Genomic DNA, 20,861 nt, shown 5'->3' with positions numbered 1-20,861 from the left:
TAGGGCATGATGAAGACCAGTATCTACCTCGACGAGCGTCGCAAGGCCAACCTCGAACGTATCGGAGAGCTCACGGGGCGATCCCAGGCGGATCTGATTCGCGAAGGAATCGATCAGGTGATCCACGACCATCTGCGTACCCGTCCGAAGATGAAAGGTCGCCTGCGGCAGCACGGTCTGACTCGGCGCGTCGATGAACTCATGGACGGCTTTGGCGAGTGATCGTCATCGCCGATACCGGGGGGATCGTCGCCGCGATGGACCCGGGGGAGCCGCAGCACGATCAGTTTCGAGAGACTCTTGAATCGGCCAGGACCGCGATCGTCACTCCGCTGGTCATCGCCGAGGTTCACTACCTGCTCAGCGCGGCAGGTGAGCATCTTGCGGCGAGCGACTTTCTTGAGAACGTCACTGACAGTTTCTTCGACGTGGCCGACCCGCGCCCTGAGGACTACGGGACCGCCAGGGCACTCATCAAGAAGTACGAGGGCAAGATGGAGCGAAAGCGTCGTAAGCCTGGCTCGCTGGACCTTGCGGATGCGATGAATGTCGTCGTAGCCGGTTCGCTGGGCACGAACCTCGTTGTGGCAACTGATCAGGACTACCGGGTAGTGCAGCCGCTCAGCGGCCACGGCCACTTTGCGATCCTGCCAGCGGACGCGGAGTCGGACTGAGCCGTCGATGTCGGTGGCTCGGCGTAGCGTCCTGTCCATGGCTGACACTGATCCTGAGCTCCTGCTCGCCGACACCGCCGCCTGGCGCGACTGGCTCGATGAGAACGAGGCGACCTCGAACGGCGTCTGGTTGATTCTCGCGAAGAAGGGCAAGGACGCCCCGACGAGCCTGACGCGCGACTCCGCCCTGGAGGAGGCGCTCTGCAGCGGCTGGATCGACGCACAAGCGCTGGGCCGCGATGACGCGACCGCGCTGCAGCGGTACTGCCCACGCAGGTCACGCAGCCGCTGGTCGGCACGGAACGTCGGGATCGTGGGCCGGCTGACCGAAGAGGGACGCATGCGGCCACGTGGCCAGGAAGAGGTCGACAAGGCCAAGGCGGACGGCCGCTGGGATGCCGCGTACGAGGGCAGCAAGAACATCGTGGTGCCGCCCGACCTGGCCGAGGCGCTCGCGGCCAGCCCGCGTGCGACAGCGATGTTCGGGATCCTCACCGCACAGAACCGGTACGCGATCCTGTTCAGGATCACGGGTGTCAAGAAGCCGGAGACCCGCGCACGGAACATCGCCAAGTTCGTCAGCATGCTGGAGCGCGGTGAGACGGTGCACCCGCAGAGGCGACAACTGGAATCCTGAGAATTGCCCACGAATTGACCAGGAACCAACCTTGAGATTCACGAGAAACGTCAAATAGAGTCCCCAGGCAACGTCGACACGGGGAGGGTCGTGGACAGCGAGGTCGTACTGCGGCTCGACGCGGGGAACGTGCGGGTCACGTTCGTCCCCACCATCCCGGAGACCCTGCCTGATGTGAGGCGTGCGACGGCCGACCCGGGCGGCGGGTTCGGGGCTGGTCCGGAGCCCCGTCCTGAGCACGCCGTGGAGCCTCCCCCGGCCGACGTCGTCGATCCGCTCACAGCGGTGGCCGCGCGCATCGCCGCCGACGGCGTCCCGGTGCACCCCGGCCTGGAGGCTCTCCTCGACCTTCCGGAGGCCGCCCCGTTGCTGCGCACGCTGGAGACGTACCTCGAGCTCGCAGGCAGCGCGCAGGCGACGGCGGAGGCGCTGCACCTGCATCGCACGTCGCTGTACTACCGACTGCAGCGCGTCGAGCTGCTCGCCGGCACCGACCTCAAGAACGGTACGGAGCGCCTTGCGCTGCACCTGGCGCTCAAGGTCGCTCGGATCAGGGGCCGACTGGCCGGGACCTGAGGCGGCGGGGCCTCGACAGGGTCGACCAGCGGCGGGTGGCTCAGCGCACGGCCAGGTCGGCGATGGCCGTGCTGAGCTCGTCGCCTGTCACGCCCTCCGGCCAGCCGCGCAGCAGGCTGCCGTCCTTGCCGACCAGGGCAACGAGCGGCGGCTCGGCGACGGCGTACCTGAGCGTCGCGTCGCCGCTCGGGTCCACGGCCACGGGGTAGGTGATGTCGTTGTCCTCGACGTACGCAGCGACCTCGGCGGGCTCGGACTGGTGCGCGACGCCGACGAACAGGACCGTGTCCTCGTACTCCTCGACCACGTCGTTGATCGGTTCCTGCTGGGCCTCGCAGCGCGTGCACCAGGTCTCGAAGAACACGAGGACCACCGGCCGCTCGCTCCACTGCTCGGCCAGGTCGAGGGTCGTGCCGTCCGGCAGCTCCAGGGTGAGCAGGGGCGCCGGAGGCGCGTCGTCGGGCGCTGGACGAAACTCCACGCCGGACGGCACAGGCCCCGGCATGCGGCCGCGGGTCGGCTCGGAGCACCCGGCGACGGAGGCCACGACGAGGCCGACGGCCACGAGGCCCCTGAGGGCGGCCCTCACCGCAGCACCGCCTCGGGGACGTCGTCGAGGGCCGGGTTCGGCTCGATCGGCACGGGGCCGTGCTCGCCGATCATGAGCTCGGCGTCCGACAGGTCGACCGACGCGGGAACATCGAGCGACATGACGCACACCGTTGGCTGCCGGTCCGAGCCCAGGTCGATCGAGAACGCCTTCTCGGCCCGCCCTTCCGGGAGCGCACCGGCGGCGAGTACCGCGCCGTCCGCCAGCACCTCGAACGCCGCCTCCGGGTGCGCGTACCGGAAGGCGCGCGCGCCCGAGCACGGATCGGCCGGCTCGCGGATGTTCGCGTCCGGGACGACGAGACGCACCGCCTGGGTGTCCTGGGCGCTCGCGGCCCCACCGGAGCACGCCGCCAGGCATCCCGCCAGCAACCCCGCGAGCCCTACGCCGGCAGCGGACGTGCGTCCGCGAGGGCGAGCCGCCCGATCCCGCGGGATCCGGCCAGCTCGACGAGCGAGATCGGCTGGTTGCCCAGCCTGCCCCGTGAGATCGGTCCCTTGTCTCGAGATCGGTCCATCAATGGACCGATCTCGAGGCAACCGACCGATCTCAGCGTCCGGGGTCAGCAACGGACCGATCTCGGAGTCCGGGGTCAGCAACGGGCCGAACCCGGCGCCGTCGGGGCGCAGCGTCACCCGGCGTCCCGCAGGTCGCCGGCCGCCGCGGAGAGCGCGGCGGCGGCCAGGTTGCGCTGCCCGACGTCGGCCAGGCCCTCTGCGTCCTGGGCGAACCGTGCGAGCGCCGCGTCCGCCGAGCCGCCACCTGCCCCGGAAGGTGCCCGCAGGTGCGCCTCGAGACGCCGGGCCTCGTCGTCGGTGAGCACACCGCGGTCCCGGTAGTCCGCCACGAGGGTGGACAGCGACCGCGCCGTCGGCGCCTTGGCCCGCAGCGGTACGCGTAACGTCCGCGCGACGCTCGGGTCGGACTCGCTCGTCACCGTGAGGGTCAGGAGCGCCGTCCGCGCCGCGCCGTCGTCCGACGCCGTCGCGTACGCCGACACGGGCAGCGTGTCGCCCGCCTCGACGGCCGTGACCTCGTACGGGAGGGAGACGTCCCAGCCGCGTCCTCTGACAGAGGCCGAGACCCGGTACACGTCCGAGTCGAAGGCCCCTTCGCCGGCCTCGCCGGTGTTCCGCAGCGGCACGTTGACCAGCGTGGTGCCGTCACCGACCGGGTGCTGCTCGGGCCGGCCGAGCCGGACACCCCGCCGAGCCGGGCCGGAGGCGTCCAGGTTCCGCGCGGCGACGTCGTAGGTCAGCTCGCCGTCGGCGGCGCGTGACGCGTCCAGCACGTACAGGTGCACGTTGTTGGGCTCGTCTACGTACTCGTACGAGCTGCCGGACTCGGTGCCGGCATGGAAGGTGCCGTCGTCGAGCTGCCGGGGATCGCCGCGCACCACGGGCACCGGGGTGCCGTCCGGGCGGTAGTAGTCGATGCGGTCGATGTTCTCGGGGTTGGCGTCGACCAGCCACTCGCGCGGGGTGCCCCGTGGCTGGTTCTGTGCCAGGAGCACGCCGTGGCCGGCGGTGAACGAGTCGTTGCCCACCCGGTCCACGACCTCCATCGTGTAGTCGGTCCAGCCAGTTCCGTCCGGGCACCAGAAGTCCGGGTCCTCCGGCGTGTCCGCCGCGCACTGGCCTGCGGTGTACCCGCCGTCGAGCGTCACCTCGAGGCCGACCTTGCCGCTGCTCCCGCCGCGCGACTCAGGCACCGAGGAACGGGCCTTGAGGGTGGCGACGGCCGGACCCTGCTCGGCGAGCTGGGACCGGGTCAGCAGCACCTGGTCGTCGTCGGTGAGCACGCCGAGGTCCTGCTTGTAGTGGAGCATGTGGTGCGGCCCGAGCGCGGAGCCGCCGGCGTTCGGGATCTGCCACCGGTTATGGGTTCCGCCCGGGCCGTTGAACGAGCCGCGGCTCATCATCTCCCAGTAGCCGGTGTAGTTACGGGTGTTGTCGGCGAACGGGTTGTTGTAGTTGTCCGGCAGGCCGCGCAGGTGGCTGAACTCGTGCGCGAACACGCCGAGGCCGGAGCTCTCCGCCTGGGTGGAGGTGCCGCCGCCCGCGTTGGGCCAGTGGTTCGCCGCCGACTGCCAGGACGTCCAGTCCACGTACCGGGTGGCCGCCCAGTTCGGCATGGGGTCACCGTTCTGGTTGAGAGGCGCCTCGCCGTTCTCCGCGCGCGGCGGTCCCAGCTCGTCCGGGACGTCCTCGGGGGACTCGAACATCATCTGTCCGAACTCTTCCCACGTGGACGTCTCGTCGTGCCCGGAGGTCACCCAGAAGCCGTTGTCGAAGCCGCAGAGCTGTTCCTCGCAACCGCCCATGTCCTCGTGCCAGGCCGCGAACCCGGCCTCGCGGATGTCCTTGCCGCACTCGTCTCCCTGCGGGCAGAACTCCTCGACCGGCTGGTTGAACCGGTCGTAGCCGTACTCGTGCAGCTTGCCCGGCAGCGTGTACGGGCCGAAGACCTCCACGTCGACGCCGATCCGGCCGTGGCTGTCCTCCATCCAGTACCCGTGCAGGGTCTGCCCGCCGTTGTACTCGTTCGGCGTGGCGTAGTAGTCGTAGAACCACTGGTTCACGTCGCCGGCGGCCACCGGCTGGAACCCGCTGACCGGGTTGCCGAACGGGTGCGTCAGCGGGTCCTGCGTGATGAGGAACGGCTGGTCGGAGAACTCCAGCAGGATCACCGCCGTGCGGTACTGCACGTCACTGCCCTCGGAGGTGTCCGCGGAGTCCCACTCCGCCGGCCGCACGGGGGCGTAGTCGTCCCACGTCATCTCGGCCTGGTCGGTCCAGTCCTGCGGGTCGGCCGCCGCGACCGGGCCGTCCGACGTCGGTGTGGTCACCTCGGCAGTCGACGTCGTCCCCACGAGGGGGAGCGTGAGCGGGACGGCGAGCGCCGCTGCGGCGGCGACGGCAGCCGCCCGCCCAGCGGTCCTGGGGCCTGGTGTCGGTCGTGTGCCTGATCGGAGCCTCATGCGGGTGCCGCCCTCCGGGATCGTCCGGGACCCGACCCACGACGGGCCGTGCCGTGAGGCTACGGGCCCGCACCCGCCACGTCATCGGTCAGGTGTCGGGTGTTCGTTCCGACATCTGTCGGATCCGTGCGCGCACGGTGCACCTTTCGTGCGGCGCGTGAGCAGGCCGGCAGGGCGCCCGTGTGCTCCCCTAGGGTGTTATCCGTGTCGCAGACCGAGGAGACCAGCGTGACGTCGACCCAGGCCACCGCGCCGCCCACCGACGAGTCCGGCGCCGTCCCGCCAGCCATCCGGGCGGCCGCGTCCTGGTCGTGGCGCATACTCCTCATCGGCGCGTTCATCGCGGCCGCGCTCTGGCTTCTCACGCTGCTGAAGACGATAGTCATCCCGGTGGCGGTGGCCCTGCTGCTCACGATCATGCTGACCCCGGTGCGCCGGGTGCTGAACGAGCGGCTGCGCCTGCCGCGCGGGCTGTCCGCCGGGCTCTCCCTGGTCGGCCTGATCGTGGTGGTGGCGGGCCTGGTCACCCTGGCGGGGCAGTCGATAGCCAACGGGTTCGCCGACCTGACGGCGCAGGCGATCAGCGGCTTCGAGGAGCTCTGGGCACAGCTCTCGGCGACGTTCGGGCTGGAGGACCAGCTGAACAGCTACAGCCAGGACATCCTCGCCCAGCTCGAGGCGCAGCAGGGCGCCATCGTGAGTGGTGCCCTCGGTGCCGCCGCGACCGCGGGAAGCGTGCTCGTCGGGGCCCTCATCGCGCTGTTCTGCACGTTCTTCTTCCTGCACGACCCGCGTGGGATCTGGACCTGGATCGTCGGCCTGCTCCCGATGTCCTCCCGGGAACGCGTCAACCAGGCCGGCCGGCGCGGCGCCGTCACTCTGGCCGCGTACACCCGCACGCAGATCCTGGTCGCCGCCGTGGACGCGGTCGGCATCGGGATCGGTGCGGTGTTCTTCGTCCCGACGCTCGCCCTGCCGATCGGCATCCTGGTGTTCGTCGGTTCCTTCGTGCCGGTGGTCGGTGCGATCGCCACCGGCGCCATCGCGGTGGTCGTGGTGCTCGTCTCGAACGGCTGGGTGGCCGCCCTCATCATGCTCGGCGTGGTGCTGCTGGTGCAGCAGATCGAGTCGCACGCGCTGCAGCCGTTCCTCATGGGGCACGCCGTCTCGCTGCACCCGGTGGCCGTGATCCTCGCCGTGGCCGCGGGTTCGTACGCGGCGGGCATCGTCGGTGCCCTGTTCGCCGTGCCGCTCGCGGCCGTGCTGAACACGGTGATCCTCTACCTCAACGGGCACGACAAGTTCCCGGAGCTGGGGGACGAGGACGCGCTGCCGATCCGGTGGCGCGCTGCAGACGCGCCACCCATCCCGCTGCGGCTGCGCCGCACGCCCGGTGTGGTGGCCGAGACGGCCGTCACGGACGTCGGCGTCGACGAGGATCGCGACGCGCCGGAGGGCGATCCGACGCGCTGAACGTGCATCTGGCGGCGTAGTCGGGCAACATGCCCGCTGTGCCCTTGGATCCGTTCGACCTGGAGTCCTACGGCGGCCACCTCACGGTGACCGCCGACGACGCCCGCGCCGCCGCCGACCTGCTCAACGGTGTCATCACCCGGACACCGATCACCGAGAGCCGCGCGCTCTCCACCATCGCCGGTACGAAGGTGCTGCTCAAGTGCGAGAACTTGCAGCGCGCCGGCTCGTTCAAGGTGCGGGGCGCGTACGTGCGCCTAGCACGTCTGTCGCCCGCTGAACGCGAACGCGGCATCGTCGCCGCTTCCGCGGGCAACCACGCGCAGGGCGTCGCGGTCGCCGCGGGAATGCTTGGCATCGACACCGTCGTCTACATGCCGGTCGACGCCGCGCTCCCCAAGGTCGCGGCGACCCGCGGCTACGGTGCGGAGGTGCGGATGGTGGGCTCGTCCGTGGACGAGGCGCTCGCCGCGGCCCGCGTCGAGTCGGCTCGCTCCGGCCGGGTGCTCATCCACCCGTTCGACCATGTGGACGTCGTGGCGGGCCAGGGCACCGTCGCCCTGGAGATCCTGGAACAGGTGCCCGACGTCGCCACCGTCGTCGTGCCGCTGGGTGGCGGCGGGCTCGTGGCCGGGATCGCGGCAGTGCTCGCCGAGGTGGCACCGCACGTGAAGGTCGTGGGTGTGCAGGCGGCGTCCGCGGCCGCCTACCCGGGCTCGCTGAAGGCGGGCAAGCCGCTGCCGGGCACGCTCGGCTCCACGATGGCCGACGGCATCGCCGTGGGGCTGCCGGGCGACGTGCCGTTCGGGATCGTCCAGAAGGAGGGCGTCGAGGTCCGGACCGTCACCGAGGACCAGCTCTCGCGCGCGCTGCTCGCGGTGCTGGAGCGCTCCAAGCTGATGGTCGAGCCGGCCGGTGCCGCCGGGGTAGCCGGCATCATGGCCGCGGGCCCCGGCGTGTTCAAGGGGCCGGTCGTCGCCGTCCTGTCGGGCGGCAACATCGACCCGCTGGTGCTGCTCCGCGTGGTCCAGCACGGTCTCGTAGCGGCCGGGCGCTACCTGAAGCTGCAGGTACGGCTGATGGACAAGCCGGGCGCCCTCGCCCGGCTGGTGGAGACGATCGCCGCGGCCGGCGCCAACATCGTGGCCGTCGACCACACGCGCACCGACGTCTCGCTCGCCGTGTCCGAGGTCCGGGTCAACCTGCAGCTCGAGACCAAGGGGACCGGGCACCGGGCCGCCGTCGTGGAACGTCTGGAGTCCGAGGGCTACGAGGTCGTCGCGAACTGAGTGTCGTGCGGGTGTCGTGCACGCGCCCTCCCGTTCGTCGTCCGAGTGACGCGGCCGCTCCGGTCGCGGAACCATGACACCGGGGACCTCCCCGGAAGGGAGCACACCATGCGCTATCTCATGCTGGTCCTGGCCACGCCCGACGCCCCGGCCGACCCGGCCGACGTGCCCGACATCGAGACCTGGGTGCGGGACACCTACGGGTCGGGCCGCGCGATCATGGGCGACCGGTTGCGCCCGCCGGCCGACGCCGTGGGCGTGCAGGTCCGCACCGGCGAGGTCGTGGTCACCGACGGCCCGTTCACCGAGACCAAAGAGGTGATCGCGGGCTTCGACATCCTCGAGGCGCCCGACCTCGACGAGGCCATCCGGATCGCCGCCGCCCACCCGATGGCGCACACCGGCGCCGTCGAGCTGCGCCCGTTCTGGCCGCTCGGCCTCGACAGCGGCAGCGAGGGGTGACCGACGTCGGGCGGGCCGTCACGGCGGCCTTCCGCGACGAGTGGGGCCGGGTGCTCGCGGCCGTGGCCCGCAGCACCGGCGACCTCGATCTCGCGGAGGACTGCGCCCAGGAGGCGTTCGCGGTCGCCCTGCGCACCTGGGAGCGGGACGGCGTCCCGGCGCGTGCCGGAGCCTGGCTCACCACCACGGCCCGTAACCGCGCGCTGGACCGGCTGCGGCGTCGCAAGGTCGAGGCGGAGAAGGTCGCGGTGGCGGCGCGGCTCACCGAGCGGCTCGGCTCGGCTGCAGGTGATCCGGCGGTCGAGACCGTGGACGGGGGCGCGGCCGACGGCGCAGGGTGGGCCGCCGTGGAGTCGAACGATCCTGACGGCGACCTGCTGCGCCTCGTCTTCACCTGCTGCCACCCCGCCCTGCCGCTGGACGGTCGGGTGGCACTCACGCTCCGGTCGCTCACCGGGATGACGACGGCGCAGGTCGCGCGGGCCTTCCTGGTGCCGGAGACCACGATGGCCCAGCGCCTGACCCGGGCCAAGCGCAAGATCCGCAGCACCGGGATCGCGTTCCGGGTGCCGCCGCCGGAGCTGCTGCACGAGCGGGTCTCGGCAGTGCTGGCGGTGCTGTACGTGCTGTTCACCGAGGGTTACGACGCGTGGGCGGAGCCCGCCGACGGCGTCGCGGGGGCCGCGGTCCGGCGTGCCCTGGCGGACGATGCGCTGCGCGTCGCCCGGCTCGTCGCGCGGCTGCTGCCCGATGAACCGGAGGCGAGCGGGCTGCTCGCCCTGCTGCTGCTCCAGCACGCGCGGCGGCGGGCCCGCCTGGGAGCCGGGCCGGAGGCGGTGCCGCGCACGCTCGAAGAACAGGACCGGACGCTCTGGCGGCACGACGAGATCGCCGAGGGCCTGGCGGTGCTCGACGACGCGCTCTCCGAGCGGTGCCCCGGGCCGTACCAGGTGCAGGCGGCGATCGCGGCGCTGCACGCGCGGGCGGCGTCGGCGGACCGGACGGACTGGGTCGAGATCGAGGCCCTCTACACCGTCCTGGTGGGCATGACGCACTCGCCGGTGGTGGCACTCAACCGTGCGGTGGCGGTGGGGATGTCCCGGGGACCCGCTGCCGGTCTGGCCGAGCTCGACGAGCTGGCGTCAGCTCCGGCGCTGGCGGCCTACCACCTGCTCCCGGCGATGCGGGCCGACCTGCTGCGGCGTGCCGGCCGGCCCGTCGAGGCAGGGGCGGAGTACCGGCGGGCACTCAGCCAGGTGGACAGGGAGGGGGACCGGAGGTTCCTCGGGCGGCGGCTCGCCGACCTGGCGTCCGCGGACGGGCCAGGGAACGCCGACAGGCCCGTCGGACGTTCAGCTCACCGGAGTGAACCGAGCATCTGACAGGCCCGTCGGTCTGCGCTGGGGTTGAGCCTGCGGCTCAGGCTCAGGCTCTATGGGTAAGGGCTGAGCCTGCGGTTCCGCTTCGGGCGCGTGCCTCGTTCCTCGGCCCGCACCCTGCGCTTCACCTACGGCTCAGCCCTGGAAGGGCTTCGCTCCCGTGATCTCCACGGGGATGTCGCGCCCATTGGGGGCCTGGTAGCTCGTCTTCGCGCCGATCGACTTGCCGTCGATCGCAGCGCCGAGCGGCGACGTCGGCGAGTAGACGTCGAGCTCCGTGGAACCCGCCATCTCGCGCGAGCCGAACAGGAAGCTCATCTCGTCGCCCGCGACCACGGCGGTCACGACCATTCCGGGCTCGACCTTGCCGTCGTCCGCGGGGGTGCCGACCTGGACGTTACGCAGCTTCTCGGTGAGCTCGAGGATGCGCAGCTCGTTCTTGCCCTGCTCCTCGCGCGCGGCGTGGTAGCCGCCGTTCTCCTTGAGATCGCCCTCGTCGCGGGCGGCCGCGATGCGCTCGGTGATCTCCGCCCGATAGGGGCCGGAGAGATGCTCCAGCTCAGCCTTGAGCTTGTCGTGCGCCTCCTGGGTGAGCCAGGTGACAGAAGCGTCGGCCACGGGGGCTCTCCTTTCGTCGTTGCTCGATCGAGCCACAGTTACGGCCGCGCGCAAAACCCGACCGACGGAGCGGATCGGGCACGCGCGTCAGCCGGTCAACACAGCGTGTGAAACGACCAGAATACCAATCCCTGGGAAAGACATGCCGAAAGTGTCCCGGGTTCCGCTCTGAGCGGACGGCCGTGCACGTTCGGCTCGCTCCCTGTCAGCGCATGTCACAGTTGTCGACGACGCCTGTGGTCGCGAGCTCCGTCGTGGCGATGGTCACCGTGTGTCGCGCGGTGCGCGCGGCGTCCGGGCCCACCTCGACGTCGACGGCGCCCACCTCCGCGAAGCTCTGGCTGAGCGCGGTCACCGTGCACACGGCCTCGGTACCCGGTGGCATGCTCACGTCGAACGTCACCTCCACCGCTTCGGCGCTCGTCACCGAGAACCCGACGTCGGTGAAGGTCACGGGGTCACGCTGGGTGTCGACGATCGTGAACCATGCGGCGATGGCCACACCGGCTGCCAGTGCAAGGGTGACCGCGATCCGGGCCCCCACCGTCAGCTTCGGCCGGGGACGGACGCCGTCGGACTCGTCCCACGGGTCCGCCTCACCAGGCAGCGCAGCTGCCTGCCGCGGTCGAGGCTTCGTCCGGCCATAGCGCTCGGCCAGGTCCGGTGCCTGCGCGGGCGCCGTGCCGGTCGGGGCGGCGGGGTCTGGGTCGGTCATCACGGCTCGCTTGGATCGAGGTGTCAGTGGTTCGTAGCAAGATTGTCCCTGGACCATCATGGTCCATGTGAGTGATTGTCCCAGTAGTCATCCCACACAGCCTCATCCCACACAGGAGGACCCAGTGTCCGTACCCGAGCGCGAGCCGCTCCGTCTGATGGCGGTGCACGCGCACCCGGACGACGAGTCGAGCAAGGGAGCCGCGACGACGGCCCGCTACGCCGCAGAGGGGGTGGAGGTCCTCATCGTGACGTGCACGGGGGGCGAGCGGGGCGATGTGCTGAACCCCACGTTCGAGGTGCCGGAGGGTCACGAGTTCGACTCGATCGAGGGCCGCCGCGCGGTGCGCCGGCTGGAGATGGCTCAGGCCGCCGCCGCGATGGGCGTCCGCCAGCAGTGGCTGGGCTTCGTGGACTCGGGCCTGCCGGAGGGCGACCCCCTGCCCCCGCTCCCCGAGGGCTGCTTCGCGCTGGTCCCGCTGGAAGAGGCGGCCGCACCGCTGGTGCAGGCAGTGCGCGAGTTCCGGCCGCACGTCATCACGACCTACGACCCGTCGGGCGGCTACCCGCACCCCGACCACATCAAGTGCCACGAGGTGTCGTACGAGGCGTTCGCCGCCGCCGGTGACCCCGACCGCTACCCGGGCACGGGCGAGCCGTGGGAGCCGCTCAAGCTCTACTACAACCACGGGTTCTCGATGAAGCGCATCCGCGCCGTGCACGAGGCCATGGAGGGAGCGGGGCTCGAGTCGCCCTTCGGCGACTGGGTCGAGTCACGTGACGCGCGCGAGATCCCGGAGCGTCAGGTGACCACTCTGGTCCCCGTCGCCGACTACTTCTCGAACCGGGACGCCGCACTGAGGGCGCACGCCTCACAGATCGACCCGACGGGCTTCTTCTTCGCGGTGCCGCGCGACCTCGAGATCGACGTGTGGCCGTGGGACGAGTACGAGCTCGCGGAGACCCGTGTGCCGCTGCCCGAGCGCGCCGCGGGGGAGTACGAGGAGGACCTCTTCGAGGGTGTCCGGGCGGAGGTTCCCGCATGAGCCGGCTCGTCGCCGGCGCGCTGGCCCTCGCGACGGACCCCTCACCGAACCCCACCGAGGGCACGCTTCGCCCGGGGCTTGAGGAGTGGCAGGTCTCGCCGGGACTCATCGGCTTCATCGCCACCTTCGCGCTGGCGCTCGCGTGCGTCGCCCTGTTCCTGAACCTGAGCAAGCACCTGCGCAAGGTCGGTCACAACGCCCGCGAGCAGGGCCTCCCGGTCCCCGAGCCAGAGGTCATCACCTTCCGCCGCGCGGGCAGCGACGCCGCGCCGGACTCCGGTGCGGCGGACTCCGGTGCCGCACCGGGTTCGAAGGCCACCGGCACGTCCGACGCGAGCGCCTCACCCTCCGACGCAGGCAGCCCGTCCAGCAGCAGCGGTGGCGGGTCGGGTGACTGACCGGGCAGCGCCGGGTACCACCGCCGGCGTCGTGCGCGTGACGGTCGCCCAGGTGGCCGTCACCGCCGACCACGCGGCCAACCGCCAGACCGCGGTCGACGCCTTCGAGGTGGCAGTGCGGGCCGAGGCCGACCTCCTGGTGCTGCCGGAGTACGCGTCCGCCTACGACCCGCACGGCGTGGGGCCCGAGCACGCCGAGCCCCTCGACGGCCCGTTCGTCACGCTGCTGCGGGCCAGGTCACGCGAGCACGGGATCGCCGTGATCGCCGGCGTCACGCTGCCGGGCACCGACGGGGTCCGCGCCGTGAACGCGCTCGTCGTCGTCGACGGCGCCGGCGAGATCGCCGGCGCCTACCGCAAGGTGCACCTGTACGACGCGTTCGGGTACCGGGAGTCCGACCGGCTCGAACCGGGTCCCGCCGACGCCGAGCCGGTCACGCTCCAGCTGGGCGGGCTCAACTTCGGGGTGCTGACCTGCTACGACCTGCGGTTCCCCGAGTCGGCCCGCCGCGTGGTCGACGCCGGAGCCGACGTGCTGGTGTACCCCGCCGCCTGGGTCGCCGGCCCGCTCAAGGCCGAGCACTGGCGCACGCTGCTCCAGGCGCGGGCGATCGAGAACACCGCTGTGGTCCTCGGCGTCGGGATGACGGGCGAGAGAGTCACGGGGCGCACGCTCCTGGCAGGACCGGACGGTGTTATCGGGCTGGAGCTGGGCGACGAGCAGGCCTTTCGCACCGTCGAGGTGGACCCCGCTGCGCTCGCCGCGGTCCGCAGGACCAACCCGTCGCTCGCCAACCGTCGCTACACCGTCGTGCCCTCCCAGGCCTGACCGCCTTCGGGCAGCGGCGAATGTCGTTCCCACCCGGCCGACCGGCAAGCACGATGGCTCCGACCGGCAGCGGAAGGAGAGCGTCATGGTGGGCGTCCGGAGATTCTCGTCGAGCGTGCGGGCTCTCACGTCAGCGGCGCTCGCCGTCGGCCTGGCGGGCGCCACGATGACGGCGGCCTCCGCCGTCGGGCGACCGGACGGGCAGGCGGGCGGGCGACCGGACGACGGCCCCTTGCCCGTCGTCTACGACTCCGACCTGGACTTCGACGACGCCGCGACGCTCCTGTACCTCTGCCAGGCCGACAAGCGCGGGCTGATCGACCTGCGCGCCGTCACGGTGGTGAACAACGGGGTGGGTACGCCGGGGCGCTCGCTGACGCACGCGCGGACGATCCTGACGAGGTGCGGCCTGCCGGACGTGCCCGTCGCCGAGGGCTCGGCGGAGTGGGTCAACGAGCCGCCGCCAGAGGCGCGCGAGCTGTTCGAACAGGTGCTGACCGGCGCCCTGGGCGACGCGGGGGTCCCGGACCGGCCAGGAGAGATGTCGGCGGCCGAGCTCATCGCCAGCAGCGTCCGTGCCGCGCGGACCCCGGTGACCGTGCTGACCACCGGGCCGCTGAGCAACCTGTCCGCTGCGCTGGACCGGATGAGCCGGCGGACGGTCAGGGAGCACCTGGGCCGCGTGGTCGTCATGGGCGGGGCGTTCGACGTCGGCGGCAACCTGTTCGGCTCGACCACAGAGGGGTTCGACAACACCCAGGAGGTCAACATGTGGATCGACCCGGCCGCGGCCGACCACGTGTTCGCGGCGGTGCCACGTGCCCGGGTGCGCATCGTCGCGCTCGACGCCACCAACCACGCGCCGATCACTCCCGCCTTCGTGGACCGGCTGGGGGCCGAGGCAGCGACGTACGAGGCGCGCACCGTGCATGCCATCGTGACGCAGCCCGGCCTGCCCGAGCTGATCGACCAGGGGATCATGTACTGGTGGGACACGCTGGCGGCGGTGTCGCTCGTGACCGGCCGAGGCGTGAGCTATTGCGTGCGCCCGGTCGACGTCGTGCTGGACGGGCCGTCGGCCGGCCGCACCCTCGCGGTACCCGGCGGGACGCCGCAGCACGTGAGCACCGGGGCGGACGGTGCGCTGTTCGAGGACCTGTTCGTCGCGGGTCTGAACGGAGAGTGACGCAGGGCGAGAGCACCCGGCGGTCGGCTCCGGTCAGATCGCGAGGTTGGCGAGGTAGATCGCGACCAGGTGGCACAGGAACCCGATCACGGTGAACACGTGGAAGATCTCGTGGAAGCCGAACCAGGTAGGGCTCGGGTCGGGCCGCTTGGTGCCGTAGACGATCGCGCCGATCGTGTAGGCGAGGCCGCCCGCCAGGATGAGCCAGACGATCGCGGGGCCGCCGGTGGCCCAGAACTGGCCCATGTAGGCGACGGCGACCCAGCCGAGCGCGAGGTAGACCGGCACGTAGACCCAGCGGGGCGCGTTCAGCCAGAAGACGCGCGCCAGCAGCCCGAGCAGCGCACCGCTCCAGACCAGCCAGAGCAGCACCGTCCCCTGGTCCCGGGGCAGGAGCAGCACCGCGAGCGGCGTGTAGGTCCCCGCGATGATCAGAAAGATGTTGGTGTGGTCGAGGCGCCGGAGCACGGCGTCGGTCCGGGGTGACCAGTTGCCGCGGTGGTACACCGCGGACACGCCGAACAGGAGGCAGGCGCTCAGCCCGAACACCGACGCGGAGACCTTGCCTGGCACGGTCGGGGCGAGCGCGATCAGCACGATGCTCGCCGCGAGCGCCAGCGGGAACGTACCCGCGTGGATCCAGCCGCGCAGGCGCGGCTTGATGTTCCGTTCGACCTTCTCGACGGTGGAGGACACCGAGGTGGAGATGACCTGCACGACGTCGGTGGCCTTGTCGCGCACCTCGTCGAGCTTGCCGGTGTGCTGGTCCGCAGCCTCGTTCGAGCTGCCGGCCGAGTCGTCCGGCTCGGGGGTGTGAGCTCGCACGCTGCTCTCCTCTGTGTTCGGCAACTGGCGCCTTCCTGATCCCGGGAAGCAACCTACGGTTGCGTAAGTTACTTCAGCGTAGGTTAGGCGTCGGGCTGCTGGACAAGGGCCTTGTGAAGATCCTGCGCTGGGTTGGCGGGAGTCGCCTGCCGGGGTGCCCGAGGAGGGGCCCTGCGCGTGGGAACCCCTGTGTTCGGGGAGTACCTTTGTCCACGTCCTGCCGGGTACTCGACCCGGCGCAAGAGCTGCCGTGCGGACCGCGCCTCGCGGCTCCCACTGGCCCGACCCACTGAGGAATCCGTGCGCCTGCCCAGCCCGCTGTACCGCCTCTACGAGCGACGCCTGGCGTCGGCGCTGCACGGCGCGACGCTGCCCCGGCACATCGGTGTGATGCTCGACGGCAATCGCCGCTGGGCGCGCTCCTTCGGAGAGACCGCGACGACGGGTCACCGCCGCGGCGCCGACAAGATCACCGAGTTCCTGGGCTGGGCCGAGTCGCTGGGCATCGAGGTCGTCACGCTGTGGATGTTGTCCACCGACAACCTGAGCCGGTCGGCCGGTGAGCTCAGCAACCTCCTCGACATCATCGAGGACGCCGTGTCGGACCTCGCCGAGTCCGGGCGCTGGCGTCTGCGCGTCATCGGGCGGCTCGACCTGCTCCCGGCGCGCCTGGCCGGCGCCCTGCGCTCGGCCGCGGACCGGACGGCGGGCGTCAAAGGCCTGCAGGTCAACGTCGCGATCGGGTACGGAGGGCGCACCGAGATCGCCGACGCCGTCCGCTCGTACCTCACCGAGCGCGCGAAGGACGGGGCCACGCTCGCGGACCTCGCCGAGTCGATCGACGTCGAGCACATCGCCGAGCACCTGTACACCAAAGGGCAGCCCGACCCGGAGCTGGTCATCCGGACCTCCGGCGAGCAGCGCATCGGCGGGTTCCTCATGTGGCAGAGCCAGCACACCGAGTTCTACTTCTGCGAGGCGTACTGGCCGGCGTTCCGGCGCGTGGACTTCCTGCGCGCGCTGCGCGACTTCTCGCTCCGGGAACGCCGCCTCGGACGGTGACGCCGCGTCGTCGGCGGGCGGTCACGACGCCCTTGTCGTGGATATTCGACATGGTGAAATTCGCCACCACACGTGCAGGTAGGTGAGTGAAAGTTCAGTCGGGTAGCGTGCCGTGGATGACGAGGAGGGCGCGCTGATGACCGAGCGAGGTGTGCCGTCGGCTCGCGAGGCCGCCGAAGCATGGGAGTCGCTGTTCCGCGCCCAGGTGACGGTGATGCGTCGGCTCCTGGCGGACGACATCTGGGGCGATCTCAGCATGCGCGAGTACGACGTGCTGTTCACGCTCTCCCTCGCGCCGGGGGAGACGCTGCGCCTGCGCGAGCTCAACGAGAACATCCTGATGGCCCAGTCCTCCCTGTCGCGCATGGTGGAGCGGCTCGAGAAGCGCGGCCTGGTGCACAGGCACCCCTCGCCGGACGACGGCCGAGGGGTTCTGGTGAGCCTCACGGAGGAGGGGGCCGCTACCCAGAAGGAGCTCGGCCGGCGACACGTGCGGTCGATCGCGCACTACGTGACACCGGCGATGGACGCGGAGGACCTGCATCGGCTGCGTGAGCTGACAGAGGCGCTGCGGGCGGCCCAGCCGGACATCGACGACTTCTGACCGAGCACCGGAGTCTGCGGTCCGATCGACCGGCCGCTGCCGGGTCATAACCCGGCTGACCTGCGAAGACGGCCGTTCAGACGGATCGCGCCTGGTGGCGCAGTGCGTCCACCACCACCCGCACGGCCGCCCGGTCCATCGTGGTGCGGCGCGCGATGAGGTGGATGTCGCGGCGCGGCGGGTCGATGAGGTCCAGCGTGCGCACGGCGTACCGGTCGTGGACGGCGAGCAGCGGTAGCAGCGTGACCGACAGCCCGGCCTCGACGTGGCCGAGCAGCGTGCCGTGGCTCTCGAACCTGGCAACGGTCCGCGGTGTGAAGCCCGCGCGACGGCAGAGGCGTTCGGCGAGGTCGGCGAGGTGGGCCCCGGGGTGCTCGAAGGCCCACGGCTCGTCCGCGAGCGTGGCCAGGTCGACGCGTCCCGTGCGCTCGCCGGTCGCAGTCTGGCGCGCCGTCACGAGCACGACGCGGTCGCCCGTCAGGGGGAGGCGCGCGACGTCGGCGTCGGGCGGGACAGGTGCGTCAGGAAAGTCGGCGCAGACGGCGACGTCCACCTCACCGCGTTGCAGCGCAGGGCGGCTGACCAGCGGTTCTGCCTCGGTGAGCTCCACCTGGATACGAGGGTGCTCCTGGGCGAGGGCAGCCACGGCGGGTACGACTATGCCGTGGAACGCGCTGGTGAACGCGGCCAGCCGCACCACACCGGTGGCCTCGGAGTGCAGCCCCGCGAGGTCGGCCTCCGCGGCCGCTATCCGGTCGAGGATGTCGGAGGCATGACCCGCGAGCGTGATGCCGGAGGGCGTCAGCCGGATGCGACGGCCGACCCGCTCGAAGAGCTGTGCCTTCGCCTCGGTCTCCAGCGTGGCGAGCTGCTGGGACACGCTCGACGGGCTCATGTGGGCCGCCTCTGCCACGGCGCGCACCGTGCCGAGCAGGTGCAGCTGATGCAGGAGGCGTAGTCGCCAGGGGTTGAGCATGCCCCCATCTTTGTGCAGAACTGCCGAACATTCTATTCGGGAATGGCGCCTGGACCCGCACACCGCGACGTGATTACCGTCACGTCATGAACGTCGGCGTACCTTCGGAGATCAAGAACAACGAGAACCGGGTCGCGCTCACGCCCGCCGGCACCCACGAGCTGGTCCGTCGCGGCCACGGTGTGCTGGTGCAGGCCGGCGCGGGGCAGGGGTCCGGCTTCGACGACGACGCGTACCGGCTCGCCGGTGCGCGCATCGCCGACACGGGCGAGGAGGTCTGGGCGTCGGCCGACCTGCTGATCAAGGTCAAGGAGCCGATCGAGCCCGAGTACCCGCTGATGCGGCCCGACCTGACCCTCTTCACCTACCTCCACCTCGCAGCGTCCGCCCCGTGCACCGAGGCACTGCTCGCGGCGGGCACCACCGCCATCGCGTACGAGACGGTCCAGCTCGCGGACCGCTCGCTCCCGCTGCTCAGCCCCATGAGCGAGGTGGCAGGGCGGCTGTCCGCCCAGGTCGGGGCCTACCACCTCATGCGGCCACAGGGCGGCGCCGGCGTCCTGATGGGCGGGGTGCCCGGCACCCCGAAGGCGAAGGTCGTCGTGATCGGCGGCGGCGTGGCCGGCGAGCACGCGGCGGCCAACGCCCTCGGCATGGGCGCCGACGTCACCATCCTGGACGTCTCCATCCCTCGGCTGCGTCAGCTCGAGGTGCGGTTCGGGGGAGCCGTCAGCACGCGTGCGTCGACGGCGTACGAGGTGGCGGAGCAGGTGGGTTCCGCGGACCTGGTCATCGGATCGGTCCTGATCCCTGGTGCCGCGGCGCCCAAGCTCGTCACCGACTCCATGGTCAAGGCCATGAAGCCGGGTGCCCTGCTCGTCGACATCGCCATCGACCAGGGCGGCTGCTTCGAGCACTCGCACCCCACCACGCACGACGCGGCGACCTACACCGTCCACGACACCCACTTCTACTGCGTCGCGAACATGCCCGGTGCCGTGCCGGTGACCGCGACGAGGGCGCTGACCGCCGCGACCCTGCCGTACATCGCCGCGATCGCGGAGCGGGGCTGGCGGGACGCGCTGCGTGCCGACGTGGCCCTCGCGCACGGCCTGAGCACGCACGCCGGGCGGATCACCAACGGCGCCGTGGCCAAGGCGTTCGGGGAGGACGCCGTTCCAGTGGCCGAAATCCTGGCGGCCTGACGCCTCCGACAGCCTACGATCAGCGCGTGGAGCCGCTGCACATCGTTGTCTGTCCCGACTCGTTCAAGGGCAGTCTGTCTGCTGCCGAGGTCGCGTCCGCCGTCGCCGACGGCGTGCTGGACGCCGCCCCGGACGCCGTCGTGACCCGACTGCCCATGGCCGACGGCGGCGAGGGCACCCTCGACGCCCTGCTCGCCGTCTGGGGCGCTGCGGCGCTGATCACAGAGACGGTGGACGCGATCGGCCGGCCGACGACGGCCCGGTGGGCGGTGTCGCCCGACGGGCGTACCGCCGTCGTCGAGCTCGCCGAGGCCAGCGGCCTGCCAGGCGTGTCCGACGCGCCGCTGCAGCCGTTGCACGCGAGCACCCGCGGCACCGGCGACGTCGCCCGCGCCGCACTCGACGCGGGGGTCGCCGAGATCCTGGTCTGCCTGGGCGGCTCCGCCTCCACGGACGGCGGCTCCGGCATCCTGACCGGGCTGGGTGCCCGCCTCCTCGACGCGGCCGGCGAACAGGTGCCCGACGGCGGCGAAGGGCTCGCCTCCGTGGCGGCCCTCGACCTGTCCGGGCTGCACCCGCGGGCGCGCGAGGTGCGCTGGCGTCTCGCCGTCGACGTCACCAACCCGCTGGTGGGCGAGCACGGCGCCGCGCACGTGTTCGGGCCCCAGAAGGGTGCGCGCGACGGTGCGGCGGAGTTCCTCGACGACGCGCTGCGGCACTGGTCGGACGTGCTCGAGCGGGAGACGGGCGCCGCGGTCGCCGACGTACCCGGGGCCGGCGCTGCCGGCGGTGTCCCCGCCGGGCTGATCGCCGTGCTCGGCGCCGAGACCACCCCGGGCGCCGTGCTCGTCGCCGAAGCGGTCGGCCTGCCCGCCGCGCTCGCCGACGCCGACCTGGTGATCACGGGAGAGGGATCCTTCGACTCCCAGTCGGTCAACGGCAAGGTGGCCGACGGCGTCGCGCAGCTCGCCGCGGCATCGCCCACCCGGCCGCCGGTCGTGGTGGTGGCCGGTCAGGTGCTGCTCCCGGAGGCGCAGGCGCGTGCCGCTGGTATCGCCGCGGCGTTCTCGATAGCCCCCGGACCGGTCGAGCTGGACGACCTGATCGCACGCACCGCGCCGCGCCTGCGTGACCTGGCGGCGGCTGTGACGAGCCTGGTCGGCGCTGCCCGCCACTGATGTGGGCGGCCCCGTCGAGGTCGTCACTTTGCACCGAGGTCGGCACGCCCGGGTCATACCGGTCTACGTGGCGTTCCCGGTAATCATGGCCCCGGTGGGCCAGCTGGCGACCCGGACGTTCGGTCTGGATGTGGCCGCCG

General features: G+C 71.7%; 24 protein-coding genes. 16 read left to right on the top strand and 8 right to left on the bottom strand.

Going from position 1 to position 20,861, the window contains the following annotated elements:
• Nucleotides 1–6: 6 nt before the first annotated feature.
• The 4 genes from AB0F40_RS20255 (at nt 7) to AB0F40_RS20240 (ending at nt 1,887) form a co-directional block, all read left to right on the top strand.
• Nucleotides 7–222: a hypothetical protein gene (locus AB0F40_RS20255; protein WP_357471618.1), complete on the top strand. Its 216-nt coding sequence runs from the start codon at nt 7–9 to the stop codon at nt 220–222.
• Complete coding sequence (locus AB0F40_RS20250) at nt 219–674, top strand: PIN domain-containing protein (RefSeq protein ID WP_357471615.1); 456 nt, start codon at nt 219–221, stop codon at nt 672–674. Before AB0F40_RS20255 ends, AB0F40_RS20250 begins: the two co-directional genes overlap by 4 nt.
• Nucleotides 675–711: 37 nt before the next feature.
• Complete coding sequence (locus tag AB0F40_RS20245; protein WP_357471612.1) at nt 712–1,311, top strand: YdeI/OmpD-associated family protein; 600 nt, start codon at nt 712–714, stop codon at nt 1,309–1,311.
• Nucleotides 1,312–1,401: 90 nt separating this feature from the next.
• Nucleotides 1,402–1,887, top strand: a complete 486-nt coding sequence (locus AB0F40_RS20240) for a helix-turn-helix domain-containing protein (protein WP_357471609.1) — start codon at nt 1,402–1,404, stop codon at nt 1,885–1,887.
• Nucleotides 1,888–1,927: 40 nt separating this feature from the next.
• Here AB0F40_RS20240 and AB0F40_RS20235 read toward each other — a convergent pair whose 3' ends face one another.
• The 4 genes from AB0F40_RS20235 to AB0F40_RS20220 form a co-directional block, all read right to left on the bottom strand.
• Nucleotides 1,928–2,476, bottom strand: coding sequence for a TlpA disulfide reductase family protein (locus tag AB0F40_RS20235; RefSeq protein WP_357471606.1), 549 nt, complete (start codon nt 2,474–2,476; stop codon nt 1,928–1,930).
• Nucleotides 2,473–2,805, bottom strand: coding sequence for a hypothetical protein (locus tag AB0F40_RS20230; RefSeq protein WP_357471603.1), 333 nt, complete (start codon nt 2,803–2,805; stop codon nt 2,473–2,475). The genes AB0F40_RS20235 and AB0F40_RS20230 overlap by 4 nt, the downstream gene beginning before the upstream one ends.
• Nucleotides 2,806–2,879: 74 nt before the next feature.
• Entirely contained in the window at nt 2,880–3,014 is a 135-nt protein-coding gene (locus tag AB0F40_RS20225) for a hypothetical protein (protein WP_357471600.1), read from the bottom strand.
• Nucleotides 3,015–3,128: 114 nt separating this feature from the next.
• Nucleotides 3,129–5,477, bottom strand: a complete 2,349-nt coding sequence (locus AB0F40_RS20220) for a M6 family metalloprotease domain-containing protein (RefSeq protein WP_357471597.1) — start codon at nt 5,475–5,477, stop codon at nt 3,129–3,131.
• A 204-nt stretch (nt 5,478–5,681) separates the two neighbouring features.
• Here AB0F40_RS20220 and AB0F40_RS20215 point away from each other — a divergent pair, with 204 nt between their 5' ends.
• From AB0F40_RS20215 to AB0F40_RS20200, 4 genes are all read left to right on the top strand, one after another.
• On the top strand, nt 5,682–6,950 hold the full coding sequence (locus AB0F40_RS20215) for an AI-2E family transporter (protein WP_357471594.1): 1,269 nt from the start codon (nt 5,682–5,684) through the stop codon (nt 6,948–6,950).
• A gap of 29 nt (nt 6,951–6,979) precedes the next feature.
• The gene (gene ilvA, locus AB0F40_RS20210; RefSeq protein ID WP_357471591.1) at nt 6,980–8,239 is read left to right on the top strand and encodes a threonine ammonia-lyase; all 1,260 of its coding nucleotides are present in this window, start codon (nt 6,980–6,982) and stop codon (nt 8,237–8,239) included.
• A 108-nt stretch (nt 8,240–8,347) separates the two neighbouring features.
• Nucleotides 8,348–8,701: a YciI family protein gene (locus tag AB0F40_RS20205; RefSeq protein WP_357471588.1), complete on the top strand. Its 354-nt coding sequence runs from the start codon at nt 8,348–8,350 to the stop codon at nt 8,699–8,701.
• Nucleotides 8,698–10,083: a sigma-70 family RNA polymerase sigma factor gene (locus tag AB0F40_RS20200; protein WP_357471585.1), complete on the top strand. Its 1,386-nt coding sequence runs from the start codon at nt 8,698–8,700 to the stop codon at nt 10,081–10,083. The genes AB0F40_RS20205 and AB0F40_RS20200 overlap by 4 nt, the downstream gene beginning before the upstream one ends.
• 132 nt (nt 10,084–10,215) lie before the next feature.
• Here the strand turns inward: AB0F40_RS20200 and greA are convergent, their stop codons facing one another.
• A complete protein-coding gene (gene greA, locus AB0F40_RS20195; protein ID WP_253872106.1) occupies nt 10,216–10,698 on the bottom strand; it encodes a transcription elongation factor GreA in 483 nt (160 codons plus the stop codon).
• 205 nt (nt 10,699–10,903) lie between these two features.
• Entirely contained in the window at nt 10,904–11,413 is a 510-nt protein-coding gene (locus AB0F40_RS20190; protein WP_357471582.1) for a DUF4307 domain-containing protein, read from the bottom strand.
• Nucleotides 11,414–11,570: 157 nt separating this feature from the next.
• Here AB0F40_RS20190 and mca point away from each other — a divergent pair, with 157 nt between their 5' ends.
• The 4 genes from mca to AB0F40_RS20170 all read left to right on the top strand — a co-directional run bounded on the left by mca (nt 11,571) and on the right by AB0F40_RS20170 (nt 14,871).
• Nucleotides 11,571–12,458: a mycothiol conjugate amidase Mca gene (gene mca, locus AB0F40_RS20185; protein ID WP_357471675.1), complete on the top strand. Its 888-nt coding sequence runs from the start codon at nt 11,571–11,573 to the stop codon at nt 12,456–12,458.
• Complete coding sequence (locus tag AB0F40_RS20180) at nt 12,455–12,856, top strand: hypothetical protein (RefSeq protein ID WP_357471578.1); 402 nt, start codon at nt 12,455–12,457, stop codon at nt 12,854–12,856. Before mca ends, AB0F40_RS20180 begins: the two co-directional genes overlap by 4 nt.
• On the top strand, nt 12,849–13,685 hold the full coding sequence (locus AB0F40_RS20175) for a carbon-nitrogen hydrolase family protein (RefSeq protein WP_357471575.1): 837 nt from the start codon (nt 12,849–12,851) through the stop codon (nt 13,683–13,685). Before AB0F40_RS20180 ends, AB0F40_RS20175 begins: the two co-directional genes overlap by 8 nt.
• Nucleotides 13,686–13,770: 85 nt before the next feature.
• The gene (locus AB0F40_RS20170) at nt 13,771–14,871 is read left to right on the top strand and encodes a nucleoside hydrolase (RefSeq protein ID WP_357471572.1); all 1,101 of its coding nucleotides are present in this window, start codon (nt 13,771–13,773) and stop codon (nt 14,869–14,871) included.
• Between the two features lie 33 nt (nt 14,872–14,904).
• Here AB0F40_RS20170 and AB0F40_RS20165 read toward each other — a convergent pair whose 3' ends face one another.
• The gene (locus tag AB0F40_RS20165; RefSeq protein WP_357471672.1) at nt 14,905–15,588 is read right to left on the bottom strand and encodes a hemolysin III family protein; all 684 of its coding nucleotides are present in this window, start codon (nt 15,586–15,588) and stop codon (nt 14,905–14,907) included.
• Nucleotides 15,589–15,996: 408 nt separating this feature from the next.
• On the opposite strand from AB0F40_RS20165, the gene AB0F40_RS20160 reads away from it, so the two are divergent.
• Nucleotides 15,997–16,758, top strand: a complete 762-nt coding sequence (locus tag AB0F40_RS20160) for an isoprenyl transferase (protein ID WP_253872114.1) — start codon at nt 15,997–15,999, stop codon at nt 16,756–16,758.
• A gap of 136 nt (nt 16,759–16,894) precedes the next feature.
• Nucleotides 16,895–17,362, top strand: a complete 468-nt coding sequence (locus AB0F40_RS20155; RefSeq protein ID WP_357471669.1) for a MarR family transcriptional regulator — start codon at nt 16,895–16,897, stop codon at nt 17,360–17,362.
• A 76-nt stretch (nt 17,363–17,438) separates the two neighbouring features.
• On the opposite strand, the gene AB0F40_RS20150 is transcribed toward AB0F40_RS20155, so the two are convergent.
• The gene (locus tag AB0F40_RS20150; RefSeq protein ID WP_357471569.1) at nt 17,439–18,338 is read right to left on the bottom strand and encodes a LysR substrate-binding domain-containing protein; all 900 of its coding nucleotides are present in this window, start codon (nt 18,336–18,338) and stop codon (nt 17,439–17,441) included.
• Nucleotides 18,339–18,424: 86 nt separating this feature from the next.
• Here AB0F40_RS20150 and ald point away from each other — a divergent pair, with 86 nt between their 5' ends.
• Together ald and AB0F40_RS20140 are read left to right on the top strand one after the other, a co-directional pair.
• Nucleotides 18,425–19,543, top strand: a complete 1,119-nt coding sequence (gene ald / locus AB0F40_RS20145; RefSeq protein WP_357471567.1) for an alanine dehydrogenase — start codon at nt 18,425–18,427, stop codon at nt 19,541–19,543.
• A 26-nt stretch (nt 19,544–19,569) separates the two neighbouring features.
• Complete coding sequence (locus tag AB0F40_RS20140; RefSeq protein WP_357471565.1) at nt 19,570–20,721, top strand: glycerate kinase; 1,152 nt, start codon at nt 19,570–19,572, stop codon at nt 20,719–20,721.
• Nucleotides 20,722–20,861 lie beyond the last annotated feature (140 nt).

The sequence above is a fragment of the Promicromonospora sp. NPDC023987 genome, from assembly GCF_040639055.1.
Taxonomy (GTDB): domain Bacteria; phylum Actinomycetota; class Actinomycetes; order Actinomycetales; family Cellulomonadaceae; genus Promicromonospora.
Note: the sequence above shows the minus strand (reverse complement) of the source record. Positions and strands in the feature narration are given on the sequence as shown.

Bases quoted from the DNA above. Each gene is read 5' to 3' on its own strand.
- ald (WP_357471567.1), top strand. From the start codon at position 18,425: ATGAACGTCGGCGTACCTTCGGAGATCAAGAACAACGAGAACCGGGTC.
- ilvA (WP_357471591.1), top strand. From the start codon at position 6,980: ATGCCCGCTGTGCCCTTGGATCCGTTCGACCTGGAGTCCTACGGCGGC.
- AB0F40_RS20155 (WP_357471669.1), top strand. From the start codon at position 16,895: ATGACCGAGCGAGGTGTGCCGTCGGCTCGCGAGGCCGCCGAAGCATGG.
- AB0F40_RS20245 (WP_357471612.1), top strand. From the start codon at position 712: ATGGCTGACACTGATCCTGAGCTCCTGCTCGCCGACACCGCCGCCTGG.
- AB0F40_RS20220 (WP_357471597.1), bottom strand. From the start codon at position 5,477: ATGAGGCTCCGATCAGGCACACGACCGACACCAGGCCCCAGGACCGCT.
- AB0F40_RS20180 (WP_357471578.1), top strand. From the start codon at position 12,455: ATGAGCCGGCTCGTCGCCGGCGCGCTGGCCCTCGCGACGGACCCCTCA.
- mca (WP_357471675.1), top strand. From the start codon at position 11,571: ATGGCGGTGCACGCGCACCCGGACGACGAGTCGAGCAAGGGAGCCGCG.
- AB0F40_RS20205 (WP_357471588.1), top strand. From the start codon at position 8,348: ATGCGCTATCTCATGCTGGTCCTGGCCACGCCCGACGCCCCGGCCGAC.
- AB0F40_RS20190 (WP_357471582.1), bottom strand. From the start codon at position 11,413: ATGACCGACCCAGACCCCGCCGCCCCGACCGGCACGGCGCCCGCGCAG.
- AB0F40_RS20255 (WP_357471618.1), top strand. From the start codon at position 7: ATGATGAAGACCAGTATCTACCTCGACGAGCGTCGCAAGGCCAACCTC.
- AB0F40_RS20150 (WP_357471569.1), bottom strand. From the start codon at position 18,338: ATGCTCAACCCCTGGCGACTACGCCTCCTGCATCAGCTGCACCTGCTC.
- AB0F40_RS20225 (WP_357471600.1), bottom strand. From the start codon at position 3,014: ATGGACCGATCTCGAGACAAGGGACCGATCTCACGGGGCAGGCTGGGC.
- AB0F40_RS20170 (WP_357471572.1), top strand. From the start codon at position 13,771: ATGGTGGGCGTCCGGAGATTCTCGTCGAGCGTGCGGGCTCTCACGTCA.